The following is a 17,205-nucleotide window of genomic DNA, read 5'->3' as shown; positions in this document are numbered from 1 at the left end:
TCTCCAGGAAACGTGGGTATGGGAGGCGACGGGGTGCGCGGAATGCGTCGCGCGCGATCGAGCATCGTGCCCTGCGCAGTCCGACGCCACCCTGCCATCGGTCACGCCGCGCTTTTAACGGGTTTCCAACACGCCGCGCAGAGCGTCGCGCTAGCGTCACGCGGCACCACTCACCCGGGGAATCTGATGCGCCAACTCCTGCTCGCGACCGGCATCGCCGTCGCGCTAGCCGCCTGTGGCGGTCGTAACGAACCCGCCGACCCTGCCGCGCAGGCGCCCGCCGCCGCGGCGCCGACGACGCTGGCCGATGTCGAACTCATCCCGCGCGAGGCGCTGTTCGGCAATCCCGAACGCGCCGGCGTGCAGCTGAGCCCCGACGGCCAGTACCTCAGCTGGATCGCGCCGGTCGACGGCACGATGAATGTCTGGGTCGCGCCGGCCGATGACCCCGGCGCGGCGAAGGCGGTCACCCAGGACACCGCGCGCGGGATCCGCAGCTATTTCTGGACCTACAAGCCGGGCACGTTGCTGTATCTGCGCGACACCGGCGGCGACGAAGATTTCCACCTCTTCGCGGTCGATGTGGACAGCGCGCAGGCGCGCGACCTGACGCCGTTCCCGAAGACCACCGCGCAGGTCGTGGGCGTGAGCCATCGCCAGCCCGATACGTTGCTGGTCGGCATGAACGATCGGGATGCGCAGTGGCACGATCTCTACAAGGTCGATCTCTCCAGCGGCGCGCGCACGCTGGTCGAGCAGAACTCCGATCAGATCGCCGGCTACATCGCCGATGCCGATTACGCGCTGCGCTTCGCCTCGCGCAGCCGGCCCGACGGCGGCATGGATGTCCTGCGTCGCAACGGCGATGCCTGGGAGGTGCAGGACGACATCCCGTTCGAGGACGTGCTGACCACGGCGCCGGCCGGCCTCACCGAGGACGGCAGGACGCTGTACATGTCCGACTCGCGCGAACGCAACACCGCCGCGCTGTACGCGATCGACACGACCAGCGGAGAGAAGACGCTCGTGCACCAGGATCCGCGCGCCGATGTCGGCGGCAGCCTGACCGATCCGCGCACCGGCGTGCTGCAGGCGGTGTCGGTGAACTATCTGCGCGAGGAGTGGACCACGCTCGACGATTCGATCAAGGCCGATCTCGCCAAGCTCGAGGCGATCGGTCCGGGCGAAATCTCGATCAACAGCCGCACGCTGGATGACAAGCACTGGCTGGTCGCCTACTCGGCCGCCGAATCGCCGGTGAAGTACTACCGCTACGATCGCGGCGAGGCCGGCGCGGAAGGCACGCTGACCGAACTGTTCTCCGGCCGCCCCGCGCTCGACGGCAAGCCGCTGGTGCCGATGTGGCCACTGGAACTGAAGTCGCGTGACGGCCTGATCCTCGTCAGCTATCTCACCCTGCCGAAACATGCCGACGCCGACAACGACGGCAAGGCCGATGCGCCGGTGCCGATGGTGCTGCTGGTGCACGGCGGCCCGTGGGCGCGCGATGGCTACGGCTACAGCTCGATGGACCAGTGGCTGGCGAATCGCGGCTATGCGGTCCTGAGCGTCAACTTCCGCGGCTCGACCGGCTTCGGCAAGGCGTTCACCAACGCCGGCAACGGCGAGTGGGCGGCGAAGATGCACGACGATCTGATCGACGCCGTGCAGTGGGCGGTCGACAGCGGCGTCACCACGTCCGACAAGGTCGCGATCATGGGCGGCAGCTACGGTGGTTACGCCACGCTGGTCGGCCTGACGTTCACGCCGGAGACCTTCGCCTGCGGCGTCGACATCGTCGGCCCGGCCAACCTCAACACGCTGCTGTCGACGGTGCCGCCGTACTGGGCGAGCTTCTTCGAGCAGCTGACCCGGCGCATGGGCGATCCGCGTACCGAGGAAGGCAAGGCCTGGTTGACCGAGCGCTCGCCGCTGAGCCGCGCCGACGCGATCACCAAACCGCTGCTGATCGGCCAGGGTGCCAACGACCCGCGCGTGAAGCAGGCCGAGAGCGACCAGATCGTCGAGGCGATGACCGCCAAGAACATCCCGGTCACCTATGTGCTGTTCCCCGACGAGGGCCACGGCTTCGCACGGCCCGAGAACAACAAGGCATTCAACGCGGTGGCCGAAGGCTTCCTCGAGACCTGCCTGGGCGGGCGTTCACAGCCGATCGGCGAGGAGTTCAAGGGCTCGAGCATCACCGTGCCAACCGGCGCCGACGGCGTGCCGGGTCTGGCGGATGCGCTGAAATCGCATACGCAGGAAGTGCGGAAGTAAAACCGAAACCACCGCGGCATTTCTGCTGCGGTGGTTTTATCGATGGGTTTCGGGGCAGAAACCCGGGTCAGCACGCGCGTCGTTGACGGCGCAGCGCGAGCGGTCAGGGAAGACGGATCTGCCCTTTTGGGCGCGCGATGCTGCGCAGCGTGCCGTGCGTGTCGCTTCGCAACGTGTCCATCTCACTGGCCTTCCGGCACACACGCTTCGTGTGGTTGCTGCCGATGGGCTTTTCACGCGTGCAGATCGTGCGATCGTCCTCGGACTGTTCAGCCGCTGTGGCTTGGGCGGACGCAGCGTCGGTCGCGAGTGTTCCGACCGGAGCGGCAGGCGGCGTGTCGGAGGCCCGTGCCGGGGCGCCGGCAACGACGAGACCACCGAAGAGGATCGAAAGAAGAATCATATGTGGCGTGCGCATGGGTCTGCTCCTGCATGAAAGGTCGTCCAACGCTGCAGCCTATGAGATCGAACCGCTGGTTCGATAGTCGGAATCTGGCGTTTCGCGGGATCTGCAATTGAATGCCGTCTTCCGAGTCACTTCACGAAGATATGCGGCCGTAGCACAACGCGCCAACGCCCATTCAGATCGTGCCGGTGCGGAGATGTCGCGCTTCACACGACGCCTCTACCGCTGGCCAGCTCGCTTCCAGACGCGCTGGTAGGTCTGATTCTGCGCCTGCAGGCCCCGCGCGGTGCTGCAGCGGGTCTGCGCCTGCAGCGTCCCGACCGGGCGCTCGCGCCAGCACTCCAATCGACCGCCGGGATCGTTGTTGACGAGCGCGGAGATCGATTCCAGCGCATTGAAGAGTTCGATCTGGCGTCGCTCGGGAAGCGCCGCCGTGCTGTCGACGTGCGCGAGCAGGCGGTCGACGCGGTACTGCTGAGCCAACAGTTCAGTCCTCGACGCCGCGTCGAGGTGGGCGTAACGCGGCGTTCCCGCAAGGACATCGTGGCGGATGCCGGCCTGCTGGGTCCGGATCGCGCTCGCATCCCGTTGGGACGTCGGTGCATCCGTTGCGCTCGCGCCGGATGCCACAAGAACAAGGAGCAGCGGTAATGCGGTCTTCTTCCACATGGCACGCACCTCGACGGGTCGGTTACCGCAGCGTATGCCGATTCGCGCGCCGCTGCGAGCGGCTCCCGCCTGGATCCGGAAGCCGCCGCAAACGTGCCCGCCTGCGCGCCTCAGGCCGCCTTCGTCTCGTAGAACTGCTCCTCTTCGGTCGAGCCGGTTAGCGCGGTGACGCTCGACACGCCGCCCTGGATCACGGTGGTCACGTCGTCGAAGTAGCCGGCACCGACTTCCTGCTGGTGCGAGACGAAGGTGTAACCCTTGCCGCGCGCGGCGAATTCGCGTTCCTGCACCTGCTCGACGTAGTGCTTCATGCCTTCGCCGCGGGCGTAGTCGTGGGCGAACTGGAAGCTGTTGAACCAGTTGATGTGGATGCCGGCCAGGGTGATGAACTGGAACCTGTAGCCCAGCGCCGCCAGGTCCTCCTGGAAGCTCGCGATCTGGCGGTCGTCGAGGTTCTTCTTCCAGTTGAAGCTCGGCGAGCAGTTGTAGCTCAGCAGCTTGCCGGGATGCTTCGCGTGCACGGCCTGGGCGAACTCGCGGGCGAAGCCGATGTCGGGCGTGCCGGTCTCGCACCAGACCAGATCCGCATACGGCGCGTAGGCCACGCCGCGGCTGATCGCCTGTTCCAGACCGTTGCGCACCTTGTAGAAGCCCTCGCTCGTGCGCTCGCCGGTGACGAAGGGCGCGTCGTTGGCATCGAAGTCGGAGGTCAGCAGGTTCGCGGCTTCGGCGTCGGTACGCGCCAGCACGATCGCCGGCACGCCGAGCACGTCGGCGGCCAGACGCGCGGCGACCAGTTTCTGCACGGCCTCCTGCGTGGGCACCAGCACCTTGCCCCCCATGTGGCCGCACTTCTTGACCGCGGCCAGCTGGTCTTCGAAATGGACGCCCGACGCGCCGGCGACCAGCATGTTCTTCATCAGCTCGTAGGCGTTGAGCACGCCGCCGAAACCGGCCTCGCCGTCGGCGACGATCGGCAGGAAGAAATCGATCGCCTCAGACTCGTCGAGCTTGCCGTCGGCGATGTTCTTCCACTGGATCTCGTCGGCGCGCTGGAAGGTGTTGTTGATGCGGCGGACCATCGTCGGCACCGAGTCGTAGGCGTACAGCGACTGGTCCGGATACATGGTCTCGGAACTGTTGCCGTCGGCGGCGACCTGCCAGCCCGAGAGGTACACCGCTTCCAGACCGGCCTTGGCCTGCTGCATCGCCTGGCCTGCGCTGATCGCGCCGAAAGCGTTGACGTAGCCCTTCTTCGCGTCGCCGTTGACCAGCGCCCACAGTTTCTCGGCGCCGCGCTTGGCCAGCGTGTGCTCGGGCTGCACGCTGCCACGCAGACGCACGACGTCGGCGGCGGAGTACGGCCGCTGGATGCCCGTCCAACGAGGGTTTGTGCTCCAGTCCTGTTGCAGGGTGTCGATCTGTTGCTGGCGGGTACGCATGATGGAACTCCTTCGCAAACGGATAGGGGATCGGGCGGTGTGGGCGAGGCGTGGGCCTCAGTCGAGGCGCGCGTACGCTGGCAGCGTGAGGAAATCCTCGAGCGTGTCGCGATGCGTCAGGTCCTCCAGCAGCGCGATGGCTTCGGGCACGCGCGCCGCGCCCGGGATAGCCTGACCGGCAAGCTTCGACGGCAGCGACAGCAGCACGCGGTCGAGCAGGGCCTCGTCGATCGCAGTGCCATCGTCGAGATGCAGCGGCGCATGGCCGTCGTCGGCGTAGTGGAGCCATTGCCAGAGTTGCGCGCGCGCGATTTCGGCCGTCGCGGCGTCTTCCATCATGTGGTGGATCGGCACGCAGCCGTTGCCGTCGAGCCAGGCGGCGATGTAGCGCACGCAGACCTCGACGTTGCCGTCAAATCCGCCGCGGCTGATCGTGCCGATCGACGGTGCGATCAGATCGTCGCGATCCACCAGCACGTCGTCGCGCGTCATCGCGTGCTGGTGCGGGCCGCGCATGCGCTCGTCGAAGATCTGCTTCGCCAGCGGGATGAGTGCCGGATGCGCGACCCAGGTGCCGTCATGGCCGGCGGTGACCTCACGCAGCTTGTCGGCGCGCACGCGCGCCATCGCGGCATCGTTCGCCGCGTCGTCGCCGGCGATCGGAATCTGCGCCGCCATGCCGCCCATCGCATGCGCGCCGCGGCGGTGGCAGGTCTGCACCAGCAGTTCCGAGTACGCCTTCAGGAACGGCTGCGTCATCGTCACCTGCGCGCGCTCGGGCAGCACGCGGTCGCGGTGCCGGCGGAAGGTCTTGAGGTAGGAAAAGATGTAATCCCAGCGCCCGCAGTTGAGGCCGGCGATGCGGTCCTTCAGCGCGTGCAGGATCTCGTCCATCTCGAACACGGCCGGCAGGGTTTCGATCAGCACGGTCACGCGGATCTGCCCGGCCGGCAGCCCCAGCGTGCGCTCGACGTGGGCCAGCACGTCGTCCCACAGCTGCGCCTCTTCCATCGACTGCAGCTTGGGAATGTAGAAGTACGGGCCGCGGTCCTTCGCCGCCAGCGCGTGCGCGTTGTGGAACGCGAACAGGCCGGCGTCGAACAGCGCGCCCGACATCGGCGCGCCGTCGATGCGCACGTGTTTCTCGTCGAGATGCCAGCCACGCGGCCGCACGATCAGCACGGCGCGCTGGTCCTCGGGCTTGAGCGCATAGCGCTTGCCGGCGGGCGAGGTGAACGCCAGCGTGCCGTCGATCGCCTCGCGCAGCGCGCGCTGGCCGGTCAGCAGGTTGTCCCAGGTCGGCGACGTCGAGTCCTCGAAGTCGGCCATGTAGCAGTTCGCGCCCGAGTTCAGCGCGTTGATGACCATCTTCGGATCGACCGGGCCCGTGATCTCGACCCGGCGGTCGCGCAGCGCGGCCGGCAGTGGCGCGACCCGCCACTCGGACTCGCGGATGCTGCGCGTCGCGGTGCGGAAGTCCGGCAGCGCGCCGGCATCGAAGGCGGCCTGGCGGCTGCGGCGCGTTGCCAGCAACGCGAGACGGCGGGCGTCGAAGCGGTCGTGCAGATCGGCTAGGAACGCGCGGGCATTTGCATCCAGCAGGTCGGCTGGGGTGCCGACGGGCACGGTGATGCGGGGATCTTCGATGGGCGGAGCGGGCTTGACGACGGCATTCACGGGAGCGGTCCTTTCGCGTGCAGCGGCGGTATTGCGGTGCAGCAGACCGTCCTCCCATGCCGATTATTTGACAACCGAGTTCTGTCAATGCCTATCATCAGCTGCGCTTATACGAGCAGTTCGATGACCGCCAAGTCCCCGTCAGAGCTCAGATTTCCGTACAAGAGCGATCGGCTCAAACCCCTGCGGGCCTTCTGCCAGACCACGCGTTTGGGTTCAGTCTCACGCGCCGCGGAGGCGCTTTACGTCAGCCAGCCCGCGATCTCGCTGCAGCTGCAGGCGCTGGAACGCGAGCTCGGGGTCAAACTGCTGGAGCGCAGCGGTCGGCGGCTGGTGCCCACGCGCGAGGGCGAGGCGCTCTATGCACTGGCGATGCCGCTGGTCGAGGGACTCGACGGTTTGCCTGCAGCATTCCGGCGCGAAGTCGGCGGGCTCGACGCCGGCGAACTGACGGTCGCGGCCAACAGCTCGACGATCCTCTATCTGCTGCCGCGCATCGTCGACCTGTTCCGCCGCCAGCACCCGGACGTGCGCTTGACCCTGCAGGACGCGATCACCGCCGACGGCACCGACCTGCTGCGCAGCGACGCCGTCGACCTCGTGGTCGGCTCGATGGTCGACGTGCCCGGCGATCTCAGCTACGCGCCGGTCTACCGCTTCGACCCGATCCTGCTGACCCCGCCCGACCACGCCCTCGCCCGCGCGAAGACGCTCACGCTGGAGGAGATCGGCCGCTACGGCCTGATACTTCCGCCGAAACGCCAGATCACCTACCGCCTCGTCGACCAGGTCTTCCAGCAGGCCCGCGTGCCCTACACCGTGGCGCTGGAAGTCGGCGGCTGGGAGGTCATCAAGCAATACGTGGCGATGGGCATGGGCATCTCGATCGTCAGCTCGATCTGCCTCGACGACAGCGACAGCGCGCGCCTGAAGACGCGACCGGTGTCGGCGTGGTTTCCGGCACGCTCCTACGGCGTGGTTGTGCGCAAGGGCAAGGTGTTGTCACCGCAGGCGCGCGCCTTCATCGAGCTGATCCGGCCGGATCTGTTCGTGCGGCGGGATCATGAGGATGCGGGGCATTCGGAGCGGTAGCTCGGGTTTGGTTTGCCGTGCCGTTGCGGTTGCGGTTGCGGTTGCTGTTGATCTCGATCTTCAGGACGCTCCGGGCTTAAACGCAGACCCGGAGGGCGACGGGCATGGATGCCCGTCGTTTTTCGACCGAGCCAGGATGGCGAGTCGAAAAATCCCGGAACGGATGACACGCCGGGTGAGCTTCGTCGGGGCTGGCCCTTTTCTTTGGTTCTGTTTCTTTTGGGCCAGCAAAAGAAATGAACCCGCTCGCCGCAAGGTGAGTGGAAGCGTTTGATTTTGCTTTTCGCCATGAGAGAGCGAAGCGGAATAGCAACGTCAACCGCTTTCGTCCGCTGAAGCGGCCGAGTTCATTTCTTTTGGTGGACGCCAAAAGAAACGGAACCAAAGAAAAACGTCTCCCCGACAAGTCCGCAGCCCGCGGTTTGTAGTCCAACGGGATTTTCCGACTCGGCATCCTGCCTCGGTCGGAAAACGCCGCCCATCCGTGGGCGGCGCCCTCCGGGTATGCAAATGCAAAGTGGCTTTTGAGCTACAGAACATCGACGGCAAGAGCAGAAACAAGTGGCGATTGGACTGGTCGCAAGTGCAGAGCGCTTACTCCTCGATCGACAACAAGATCAGGGAGCGGCTAGCCAGTTCCGCATCAAATCTGATGTTTCATCTGCCCGCTCGAGCGGCGGCAAATGCCCGCACACCTCCAACCGATGCAACGTCGACCCCGCGATCCCCGCGTGCATCGCTTCCGCCTCGACCGGCGGCGTCAGCCGATCGTCCTCACCGACGACGATCAATGTCGGCACCTCGATACACGCGAGCAGCGGCTCGGAATCCGGACGACCCAGAATCGCCGCCTGCTGCCGCAGATACCCGTCCGCGCCGACCTCGGCCGCCATCGACTGCACGATGCCGCCGATCAGCCCATCGACGCGCGATGGATGCACCAGGCTCGGCAGCAGCTGGCGGGTCACGCCGACGAAGCGGCCGCGGCCGATCGCGTCGATGCCGCGGCGGCGTTGGGCGGCGCGTTCCGGTGAATCGGGACGCGCGCTGGTCGCGATCAAGGCCAGACGCGTCACGCGTTCCGGCGCACGGCGCAGGATTTCGAAGGCGACGTAGCCGCCCATCGACAGCGCGGCGAGCGCGAAGCGCGGGGGCGCATCGGCGAGGGCGCGTTCTGCCATCGCGCCGACGCTGTCGTGCCGCGTGAGATCGGCGACGTGCGACTCGGCGACATCGTCGAGCGCGTCGATCTGCGCCTGCCACAAGCGGGCCGTGCACAGCAGTCCCGGCAGCAACAGCAGCGGTGCGCGGTCGCTCACGATGTCGGCCGCAATCGCCTCAGGCCTTGAGCAGGGTGAACTGCGCGGCCGTGCCGGCTTCCGAATCGGCTGCGATCCACACGTCGAACAGCCCCGGCTCGGCAGCGAACGCGCCGCTGCGCGTGGTGAAGGCGAGCTGGTCGCGATGCAGGGTGAACGACACCGTGGTGTGTGCGCCCGGCGCCAGTGCGACCTTGCGGAAATCCTTGAGTTCGCGGATCGGGCGCACGCGGCTGGCGACGCGGTCGTGGATGTAGAGCTGCACGACTTCCTCGCCGAAGCAGCTGCCATCGTTGCGCAGCGTGACCGACACGGTCAGCGTGCCGTCCCAGTCCAGCGTGTCGGCCGACAGCTCGACATCGCCGTAGACGAAGCGCGTGTACGACAGGCCATGGCCGAACGGATACAGCGCGCTGTGCGGCATCTCGCGCCAGCGGCTCTTGAACTCCGACATCGTCGGCAGTTCCGGGCGGCCGGTGCGCTGGCGGTTGTAGTACAGCGGCTGCTGGCCCGAATCGCGCGGGAAGCTCACCGGCAGACGCGCGGACGGGTTGTAGTCGCCGAACAGCACTTCGGCAACGGCGGGACCGGTCGCGGTGCCGAGGAACCAGGTCGCCAGGATCGCCTGCGCGTCGTGCACCGCGCCGTGCAGCGCGAGCGCGCGGCCGTGACGCAGCAGCACGACGACCGGCGTACCGGTCGCGGCGACCGCCTCGGCCAACGCCTGCTGCGCGGCGGGAATGACGATCTGGGTGCGCGACTGCGCCTCGCCGCTGAAACTCTGCGGTTCGCCGATCGCGAGCAGCACGACGTCGGCATTGCGCGCGGCCTCGACCGCGGCCTCGAGACCGCCATCGATCGCCTCTTCCATGCCGCTGCCGTCGACGACGTCGAGCGCGTCGCCGTCCTCGAGCGCGGCACGCAGGCCGTCCTCGAGATTGACGTGCAGGCGCTTGTCGCCGAACAGCGTCCAGCAGCCTTCGATGTTGTCGCGGTCGCGCGCATACGGGCCGATCAGCGCGAGCTTCTGGCCGGACTTGCGCAACGGCAGCAGATCGCCATCGTTCTTCAGCAGCACGATCGAACGGCGCGCGGCGTCGAGCGCGAGGTCGCCGTGCAACGCCTGTGGATCGAGCGCGGCTTCGACCTCGGGATCGAGCGAGCGATACGGGTTGTCGAACAGGCCGATCGCCTGCTTGACCGCGAACACGCGGCGCACGCCCTGGTCGATCACGTCCATCGGAACTTCGCCGCTGGCGACGAGGTCCGGCAGGTGCGCGGCATAGAGACCGCTCTGCATGCTCATGTCGACGCCGGCGGTGAACGACAGCTTCGTCGCCTCGCGGTCGTCGCCGGCGAAGCCGTGTGCGACGAGTTCGAAGTCCGCGGTGTAGTCGGACACCACGAAGCCCTTGAAGCCCCACTCACCACGCAGCAGATCGGTCAGCAGGCCGTCGTGGGCCGACGCCGGCACGCCGTTGATATCGTTGAAGGCGCTCATCACCGTCAGCGCGCCGGCATCCAGCGCGGCCTTGAACGGCGGCAGGTGCACGTCGCGCAACGTGCCTTCGGCGATCTCGACACTGTTGTAGTCCAGGCCGCCCATGACCGCGCCGTAGCCGACGAAGTGCTTGGGCGTGGCGAGCATCGAATCGTGTGCGGTCAGATCGCTGCCCTGGAAGCCGCGCACGCGCGCGGCCGAGAACGCATTGCCGAGCACCACGTCCTCACCGGCGGCTTCGGCCACGCGGCCCCAGCGCTGGTCGCGGGCGATGTCGAGCGTCGGGGCGAAGGTCCAGTGCAGGCCGCAGGCGGTCGCCTCGATTGCCGCGGCGCGCGCGGTGCGCTCGGCCAGCGCCGGCTCGAAGCTCGCAGCTTCGCCCAGCGGGATCGGGAACACGGTGCGCATGCCGTGGATCACGTCGGCGCCCATCAGCAACGGAATGCCGAGCCGGCTCTCCTCGACCGCGATGCGCTGCGACTCACGACCCTGCACCGCGCCCACGCCGTTGAACACCGCGCCCACGCGCCCGGCGCGGATCTGCTCGCGCAGCTCGCCCGCGTTCAGCTCGTTCATCTCGGGATTCACGTCGGCCGCGAACGGCCGCAGCATGTCGGCGAAGATGCCGAGTTGGCCGATCTTCTCCTCGAGGGTCATCCGTGCGAGCAGCGCTTCGAGCCGGTCATCCAGGCGCATCAATTGTTCCCGTGTAAACGATTACAGCCGGCGATTATAGGACGCACGCCAGCAGGCGGGTCCAGTATCGCCGCGCGCGGCGCGCAGGAACAGCCGCAGCGCGCTCAGCCGAGGTCGTCCACGGTCGGCGCGGACGCAGGCGGTGGCGCAGGGCGGCGGGCCGGCATGAAGGGCGAGACGGGATCGCTGGCCGGGAAGGTCTCGTCCAGCGCTTCATCCTGGGTCTCTTCCACGTGCTGCCGGTCGGCGTCCGAATCGGGCGGCGATGTCGGGGATGAGTGCATGCGGTCACCGTGGCCCCGTGACCTGCGCGCGCGCGTGAATCCGAAGGCCTGCTTCAGCGCCCCGGGTTGACGCGCGATGCACGGCAGCGGTGCGAGCTTCCGGAGTTCATGCGGCCGGCCGCCCCGCGCCGGTGCATCGGAGGCTTCCATGGCACGTCCCATCTGGTCCGGCTCACTGTCCTTCGGCCTGCTCAACATCCCGGTCTCGCTGATGTCGGGCGAACGCCGGACCGATCTCAGCTTCCGCATGCTCGATTCGCGCGACAAGAAGCCGATCCGCTTCGAGCGCGTCAATGCCGACACCGGCGAAGAGGTCCCGTGGAAGGACATCGTCAAGGCCTTCGAGTACGACAAGGGCAGCTACGTCGTCATCGAGAAGGAAGACATCGCCTCGGCCGCGCCCGAATCGCACGAGTCCGTCGACGTGGAAGCCTTCGTCGATGCCGGCAGCATCGGCACGCGCTTCTATGAGAAGCCCTACATCCTGGTGCCGGGCAAGAAGGCCGAGAAGGGCTACGTGCTGCTGCGCGAGACGCTGAAGAAGACCGGCAAGATCGGCATCGCCCGCGTCGTGATCCGCACCCGCGAGTACCTGTGCGCGGTGATGCCCGAGGACGATGCGCTGGTGCTGATGCTGCTGCGTTATCCGCAGGAACTCGTGGACCCGGCCGACTACAAACTGCCCACCGGCAGCGCGTCGAGCTACCGCATTGCCGACAAGGAGGTGCAGATGGCGAAACAGCTGATCGATTCGATGGCCGCCGACTGGGCGCCGGACGCCTACCACGACGAATTCCGCGAGCGCCTGTCGGACATCATCAAGAAGCGCATCAAGGCCAAGGGCGTGAAGACCAAGGTCGTCGACGCGCCGGCCCATCAAGAGGACGCCGCGACCAACGTCGTCGACTTCGTCGCCCTGCTGCAGAAGAGCCTCAAGGACAACACGCGCACGCCCGCAGGCAGCACCGACAAGGTGCCGGTGAAGAAGTCCACGACCAAGAAGGCCGCGAAGAAGGCGACGAAGAAAGCCGCCAAGACGCCTGCAACCAAGGCAGCGAAGAAGACCACGCGCAAGGCCTCGTGAGATGTCGCTGACCGAGTACCGGCGCAAGCGCAAGTTCGATGCGACGCGCGAACCGGAACCGGGCAAGCCCGCGCCACGCGGACGCCGCGCGATTTTCGTCGTGCAGCTGCACCATGCCAGCCGGCGGCATTACGACTTCCGTCTTCAGGTCGGCGATGCGCTGAAGAGCTGGGCGGTGCCGAAGGGGCCGAGCTACGACCCGGATGTGAAGCGCATGGCGGTCGAGGTCGAGGACCACCCGCTCGACTACGCCGGATTCGAAGGCGAGATCCCGAAAGGCCAGTACGGCGGCGGCCACGTCGCGCAGTTCGATACCGGCGTGTGGGCCGCCGATGGCGATGCCGAAGCCGGCCTGGCCAAGGGCCATCTGCGTTTCGAACTGTTCGGCCGCAAGCTCAAGGGGCGCTGGCATCTCGTGCGCTCCGGCAAGCAAGCGAAGCAGCCGCAGTGGCTGCTGTTCAAGGACCGCGACGACTACGCCGGCACGCTGGAAGCCGACGACCTGCTCGCCGACGTGCCCGCGCCGCCGGCCGAAGATGCGAAGCGCGCCGGCACCGGCAAGGCGCGCAAGCGCAAGAAGACCGCAATCGACGTGCCGACCCGGCGCGCCCACGACTGGGCCGCGGAGGCGCGCAAGTTGCCCGGAGCGAAGCGCGGTGCGGTGCCGAGCGGCGCGTTCGAGCCGCAACTCGCGAAACTCGGCGACGCCGCGCCTGCTGGCGAGACCTGGTTGCACGAACTCAAGTGGGACGGCTACCGGCTGCTGGCCACCGTCGCGCGTGGCCAGGTGCAACTGTGGTCGCGCAATGCGCTGGAGTGGACCGGCAAGGTGCCAGAGATCACCGAAGCAGTGTCACGGCTCGGGCTGAAATCGGCGGCGCTCGATGGTGAACTCATCGCCGGCCGCGGCAGCCGCGAAGATTTCAATCTGCTACAGGGCACGCTGTCGGGCGAGCGTCAGGGCGCGCTGGCGCTGGTGCTGTTCGACCTCCTGCACGTGGACGGCGTCGACATCAGCGCAGCGCCGCTGCTTGCCCGCAAGGCGCTGCTGCAGCGCATCCTCGGCGACGCGCCGCCCGCGCACCTGGCCTTCAGCACGCACATCGAAGGCAACGCCGACACCGCGATCGAACTGGCGTCGGAATCCGGCTTCGAAGGCATCATCTCCAAGCGCAGCGATCGTGGCTATCGGCCCGGACGCGGCGACGACTGGCGCAAGACCAAAGAGCTGGCCAGCGACGAATATGCGGTCGTCGGCTATACCCCGCCCAAGGGCAGCCGCAGCGGCTTCGGCGCATTGCTGCTCGCACGTCCCGATGCCGAGCACGGCTGGCGCTACGCTGGCCGCGTGGGCTCGGGCTTCAGCGATGCCCTGCTCGACGAGCTCACCCCGCGGATCGGCCGCGCCGGCCGCAGCGAGCCCAGCGTGTACGTGCCGCCGAACGACACCGATCTGCGCGCGGCGAAATGGTTCGCGCCGCGTTTCGTCGTCGAGGTGTTCTCGCGCGGCACCGGCGGCCACGGCCTGCTGCGCCAGCCGTCATTGAAAGCGGTGCGGCCCGACAAGTCGGTGGACGATCTGCACGACAGCGATCGCGACGGAGCGAACGACATGGCCAAGCGAAGCGAACGATCGGCAAGCGCCGCAGCGCCGACGCAGAAGAAGACTGCCAAGCGGGCCACGAAGGCGGCTTCGAAAGCCGCTGCAAAAGTGCCCGCGAAAAAGCGTACGACGCGCATTACCGACATCGAACGCGTACCGCCGACCCTGTCGAGCCCGGACAAGGTGCTGTTCCCCGGCGACGCGCTGACCAAACGCGATGTCGCCGACTACTACGCTGCGGCGATGCCATGGCTGCTGCCGGAGATCGCCGGGCGTCCGCTGTCGGTGATCCGATGCCCCGGCGGCATCGACGGTCCCTGCTTCTTCCAGAAGCACCACACCGCCGGCATAACCCTGGTCGAGACGGTGCGGCTCAAGGACGAGGCCGGCGCCAGCGACTATCTGGTCGCCAACGACGCCGCCGCGGTCATGGAACTGGTGCAGTTCAATGCGCTGGAATTCCACCCCTGGGGCGCGCATGCCGATGCGCCAGAGACCGCCGACCGCATCGTGTTCGACCTCGATCCGGGCGACGGCGTGACGTGGGCCGAGATCGTCGCCGCTGCGCGCCAGGTGCGCGGGCTGCTGCAGCAGCTCAAGCTGGAATCCTTCGTGCGCACCACCGGCGGCAAAGGGCTGCACGTGGTGGTGCCGCTGGATCCGGGCAGCGACTGGGATGTGGTCAAGCCGTTCGCGCATGCGTTCGCGCAGGGCATGACCGAACTCGACCCGCTCAAGTACGTGGCCACCGCGACCAAGAAATTCCGCAAGCAGAAGATCTTCGTCGACTACCTGCGCAATGGCCGCGGCGCGACTGCGATCGCCTCGTTCTCGCTGCGCGCACGCGCGGGCGCACCGGTGTCGATGCCGCTGCGCTGGGAGGAGTTGGGCAAGCTCAAGTCCGGCGACGCCTGGACGCTGCGCAACGCACTTGCCCGGCTCAAGCGTCTCAAAACGCATCCCTGGGGTGATTTCATGGCGCTGCGGCAGTCGCTCGACGGCATCGTCGACTGAGGCGCACGGGCGGTCCGGTAGCATGCGGCGCGTCCATGACCCATCGCATGCCGATCGACATCCATGAGCATCCCGCACGACCCTTACACACCACCGGCGACCGAAGTCCGAGACACCCCGCCCGAAACGATCCGCGACGCGCCGTTCTACGTGGTGGCGCCGACGAAGTTCGTCGTGCTGTACGTCGCCACGCTCGGCCTCTACCAGCTGTTCTGGTTCTGGATGCACTGGTCGCGTTGGCGCGTGGGACGTCGCGAGACGATCTGGCCGGTGCCGCGTGCGGTGTTCGGTCTGTTCTATGCCCACGCGTTGGCGCGCCGCATCGACAGCACGCTGATCGAACGCGGCGTCACCCGGCGATGGTGGCCGATGACGCTGGCCACGCTGTTCGTGGTCATGGAAGTCCTCAACTACGGCAGTGCGATCGCATGGCCGTGGCTGATATTCCACGTGTCGGATGCATGGCTGTGGCTCGAGTGGCTGGGCGTGATCGTGATTCCGGTCAACTGCGCATGCCTGCTGCGCATGCAGTTGGCGGCGAACGCCGCGTGCGGCGATCCCGATGCGCGCCGCAACCGGCGTTTCACGATCTACAACCTCGCCTGGATCCTGCTCGGCATCAGTGCGACCGCGTGGACGGTCTACGACGGCCTGCGCACGGGTACGCTCTGATCCGCGTCAGCGCCGCGCAGCCAATCGCAGTCCCCGCGGCGTGAGCACGCGCTCGGCGATCTCGAACACGCCCTGCACCGCGAGCGCGAGCAGCGCCGCCGGGACGGCACCTTCGAGGATCAGGCCGATGTCGTCGAGGCGGATGCCGGTCAGGATCGGCTGGCCGTAACCGCCCGCGCCGATCAGTGCGCCGAGCGTCGCGGTGCCGACGTTGATCACCGCCGCGGTCTTGATGCCGGCGAGAATCGTGCGCAGTGCCAGCGGCAGCTCCACACGCCACAAACGCGTGCCGGCCGGCAGGCCGATCGCCGCGGCGGTCTCGCGCAACTCGCGCGGAATCGCGGTCAGTCCCGCATGCGTGTTGCGCACGATCGGCAGCAGGCTGTAGAGGAACAACGCTGCGATTGCCGGGCCGGCGCCGATGCCGAACAGCGGGATCATGAAGACGAACACCGCCAGCGACGGCAAGGTCTGCAGCACGCCGGTCAGCGCCAGCACGGCCTGTCCGAGGCGCGGTCGACGCGCGGCGAGGACGCCCAGCGGCAATGCGACCAGCAGTGCGGCGCCGAGCGAGATGCCGACCAGCGCGAGGTGTTCACGCGTGCGCTGCCAGATGCGGGGGACGCGTCCGTCGCTGTCGGGTGCTTCCAGTCCCAGCCAGTCGGCAGCGACTCCGGATTCCGCTTCGCGGTCGAGCTTCACGCGTGCGTTGAGCCGCTGCATCGTCGCCGCATCGATGCGCCCTTCCAGTCCATGCAGTGCGTCGCGCAACGCCGGCGCGCGCTGCGCCAGATCGCTGCGATAGAGATAGACCGCCGCGTAGGACGGGAAGTAATGGCGATCGTCGCGCAGCACGACGAGGTCGTGATACGGAATCTCGGCATCGGTGCGATAGAGATCGGTCGCGTCGATCGCGCCGTTGGCGAGTGCGCGGTAGGCCAGGTCGTGATCGAGACCATCGGGCGACTGCGGCAACGCGTACGCGTCGCGCAGACCCGGCCAGCCGTCGGCCCGCGACATGAACTCGTTGCTCAGACCAAGCCGCAACGTGGGATGCGCGCGCAGGTCCGACAGCGTGCGGATGCCGAGTCCGGCCGCGTACGCACGCCGCATGCCCAGCGCGTAGCTGTTGTCGAAGCCGAGCGGCGCCGTCATCGCCAGGCCTTCGCGCGCGAGCGCCGCCTGCAGCGTCGCGACATCGGCGCCTGGCTTCTGCAGCAGCTCGTCGGCCAGCGTGCCGGTGTACTCGGCGTAGGCGTCGATGCTGCCGTCCTGCAGCGCCCGCCACAGGATGCGGGTGCCGCCGAGCTGGCGCTGGTGGCGTACGTCGGCGCCGGCCTCGCGACCGGCCTGGGTCGCGATCTCGCCGAGCAGCACGCCTTCGGTGAAGTTCTTCGAGCCGACGACAACCGGCGCGGCGAAAGCGCTGCCGCACACGAGCATCAGCAGAACTGCGACGGCGCACC

At 67.6% G+C, this 17,205-nt stretch carries 13 protein-coding genes; 5 read left to right on the top strand and 8 right to left on the bottom strand.

What is annotated here, in order from left to right:
- Positions 1-186: 186 nt before the first annotated feature.
- Complete coding sequence (locus V3391_RS13040; RefSeq protein ID WP_332078866.1) at positions 187-2,280, top strand: S9 family peptidase; 2,094 nt, start codon at positions 187-189, stop codon at positions 2,278-2,280.
- A 103-nt stretch (positions 2,281-2,383) separates the two neighbouring features.
- Here the strand turns inward: V3391_RS13040 and V3391_RS13035 are convergent, their stop codons facing one another.
- The 4 genes from V3391_RS13035 to aceB all read right to left on the bottom strand — a co-directional run bounded on the left by V3391_RS13035 (position 2,384) and on the right by aceB (position 6,444).
- Positions 2,384-2,698, bottom strand: coding sequence for a hypothetical protein (locus V3391_RS13035; RefSeq protein ID WP_332078865.1), 315 nt, complete (start codon positions 2,696-2,698; stop codon positions 2,384-2,386).
- A 207-nt stretch (positions 2,699-2,905) separates the two neighbouring features.
- Positions 2,906-3,355 carry a hypothetical protein gene (locus tag V3391_RS13030; RefSeq protein WP_332078864.1) on the bottom strand — a complete coding sequence of 150 codons (450 nt, stop codon included), beginning with the start codon at positions 3,353-3,355 and terminating at the stop codon, positions 2,906-2,908.
- 110 nt (positions 3,356-3,465) lie between these two features.
- Positions 3,466-4,797, bottom strand: coding sequence for an isocitrate lyase (gene aceA / locus V3391_RS13025; RefSeq protein WP_425497261.1), 1,332 nt, complete (start codon positions 4,795-4,797; stop codon positions 3,466-3,468).
- A 57-nt stretch (positions 4,798-4,854) separates the two neighbouring features.
- Entirely contained in the window at positions 4,855-6,444 is a 1,590-nt protein-coding gene (aceB, locus tag V3391_RS13020) for a malate synthase A (protein WP_425497295.1), read from the bottom strand.
- A 153-nt stretch (positions 6,445-6,597) separates the two neighbouring features.
- Here aceB and V3391_RS13015 point away from each other — a divergent pair, with 153 nt between their 5' ends.
- A complete protein-coding gene (locus V3391_RS13015) occupies positions 6,598-7,566 on the top strand; it encodes a LysR family transcriptional regulator (protein ID WP_332078862.1) in 969 nt (322 codons plus the stop codon).
- A 617-nt stretch (positions 7,567-8,183) separates the two neighbouring features.
- Here the strand turns inward: V3391_RS13015 and V3391_RS13010 are convergent.
- The 3 genes from V3391_RS13010 to V3391_RS13000 form a co-directional block, all read right to left on the bottom strand.
- Entirely contained in the window at positions 8,184-8,885 is a 702-nt protein-coding gene (locus V3391_RS13010) for an alpha/beta fold hydrolase (RefSeq protein WP_332078861.1), read from the bottom strand.
- Positions 8,886-8,904: 19 nt separating this feature from the next.
- A complete protein-coding gene (gene bglX / locus V3391_RS13005; RefSeq protein WP_332078860.1) occupies positions 8,905-11,082 on the bottom strand; it encodes a beta-glucosidase BglX in 2,178 nt (725 codons plus the stop codon).
- A gap of 104 nt (positions 11,083-11,186) precedes the next feature.
- The gene (locus V3391_RS13000; protein WP_332078859.1) at positions 11,187-11,366 is read right to left on the bottom strand and encodes a hypothetical protein; all 180 of its coding nucleotides are present in this window, start codon (positions 11,364-11,366) and stop codon (positions 11,187-11,189) included.
- A 148-nt stretch (positions 11,367-11,514) separates the two neighbouring features.
- On the opposite strand from V3391_RS13000, the gene ku reads away from it, so the two are divergent.
- The 3 genes from ku to V3391_RS12985 all read left to right on the top strand — a co-directional run bounded on the left by ku (position 11,515) and on the right by V3391_RS12985 (position 15,739).
- On the top strand, positions 11,515-12,450 hold the full coding sequence (gene ku / locus V3391_RS12995) for a non-homologous end joining protein Ku (RefSeq protein ID WP_332078857.1): 936 nt from the start codon (positions 11,515-11,517) through the stop codon (positions 12,448-12,450).
- Between the two features lies 1 nt (position 12,451).
- The gene (gene ligD, locus V3391_RS12990) at positions 12,452-15,067 is read left to right on the top strand and encodes a DNA ligase D (protein WP_332078856.1); all 2,616 of its coding nucleotides are present in this window, start codon (positions 12,452-12,454) and stop codon (positions 15,065-15,067) included.
- A 63-nt stretch (positions 15,068-15,130) separates the two neighbouring features.
- A complete protein-coding gene (locus V3391_RS12985) occupies positions 15,131-15,739 on the top strand; it encodes a hypothetical protein (RefSeq protein ID WP_332078855.1) in 609 nt (202 codons plus the stop codon).
- Positions 15,740-15,745: 6 nt separating this feature from the next.
- On the opposite strand, the gene V3391_RS12980 is transcribed toward V3391_RS12985, so the two are convergent.
- A complete protein-coding gene (locus V3391_RS12980; RefSeq protein ID WP_332078854.1) occupies positions 15,746-17,182 on the bottom strand; it encodes an ABC transporter permease/substrate-binding protein in 1,437 nt (478 codons plus the stop codon).
- Positions 17,183-17,205: the final 23 nt, after the last annotated feature.

This window comes from Luteimonas flava, from assembly GCF_036584485.1.
In the GTDB taxonomy this organism is placed as follows: Bacteria; Pseudomonadota; Gammaproteobacteria; order Xanthomonadales; family Xanthomonadaceae; genus Luteimonas; species Luteimonas flava.
Note: the sequence above shows the minus strand (reverse complement) of the source record. Positions and strands in the feature narration are given on the sequence as shown.

What these genes read in the sequence shown, in the direction of transcription:
- ligD (WP_332078856.1), top strand. Translation starts at nt 12,452, where the DNA reads ATGTCGCTGACCGAGTACCGGCGCAAGCGCAAGTTCGATGCGACGCGC.
- V3391_RS13015 (WP_332078862.1), top strand. Translation starts at nt 6,598, where the DNA reads ATGACCGCCAAGTCCCCGTCAGAGCTCAGATTTCCGTACAAGAGCGAT.
- V3391_RS13035 (WP_332078865.1), bottom strand. Translation starts at nt 2,698, where the DNA reads ATGCGCACGCCACATATGATTCTTCTTTCGATCCTCTTCGGTGGTCTC.
- V3391_RS13040 (WP_332078866.1), top strand. Translation starts at nt 187, where the DNA reads ATGCGCCAACTCCTGCTCGCGACCGGCATCGCCGTCGCGCTAGCCGCC.
- V3391_RS13030 (WP_332078864.1), bottom strand. Translation starts at nt 3,355, where the DNA reads ATGTGGAAGAAGACCGCATTACCGCTGCTCCTTGTTCTTGTGGCATCC.
- V3391_RS12980 (WP_332078854.1), bottom strand. Translation starts at nt 17,182, where the DNA reads ATGCTCGTGTGCGGCAGCGCTTTCGCCGCGCCGGTTGTCGTCGGCTCG.
- V3391_RS12985 (WP_332078855.1), top strand. Translation starts at nt 15,131, where the DNA reads ATGAGCATCCCGCACGACCCTTACACACCACCGGCGACCGAAGTCCGA.
- ku (WP_332078857.1), top strand. Translation starts at nt 11,515, where the DNA reads ATGGCACGTCCCATCTGGTCCGGCTCACTGTCCTTCGGCCTGCTCAAC.
- aceA (WP_425497261.1), bottom strand. Translation starts at nt 4,797, where the DNA reads ATGCGTACCCGCCAGCAACAGATCGACACCCTGCAACAGGACTGGAGC.
- bglX (WP_332078860.1), bottom strand. Translation starts at nt 11,082, where the DNA reads ATGCGCCTGGATGACCGGCTCGAAGCGCTGCTCGCACGGATGACCCTC.
- V3391_RS13000 (WP_332078859.1), bottom strand. Translation starts at nt 11,366, where the DNA reads ATGCACTCATCCCCGACATCGCCGCCCGATTCGGACGCCGACCGGCAG.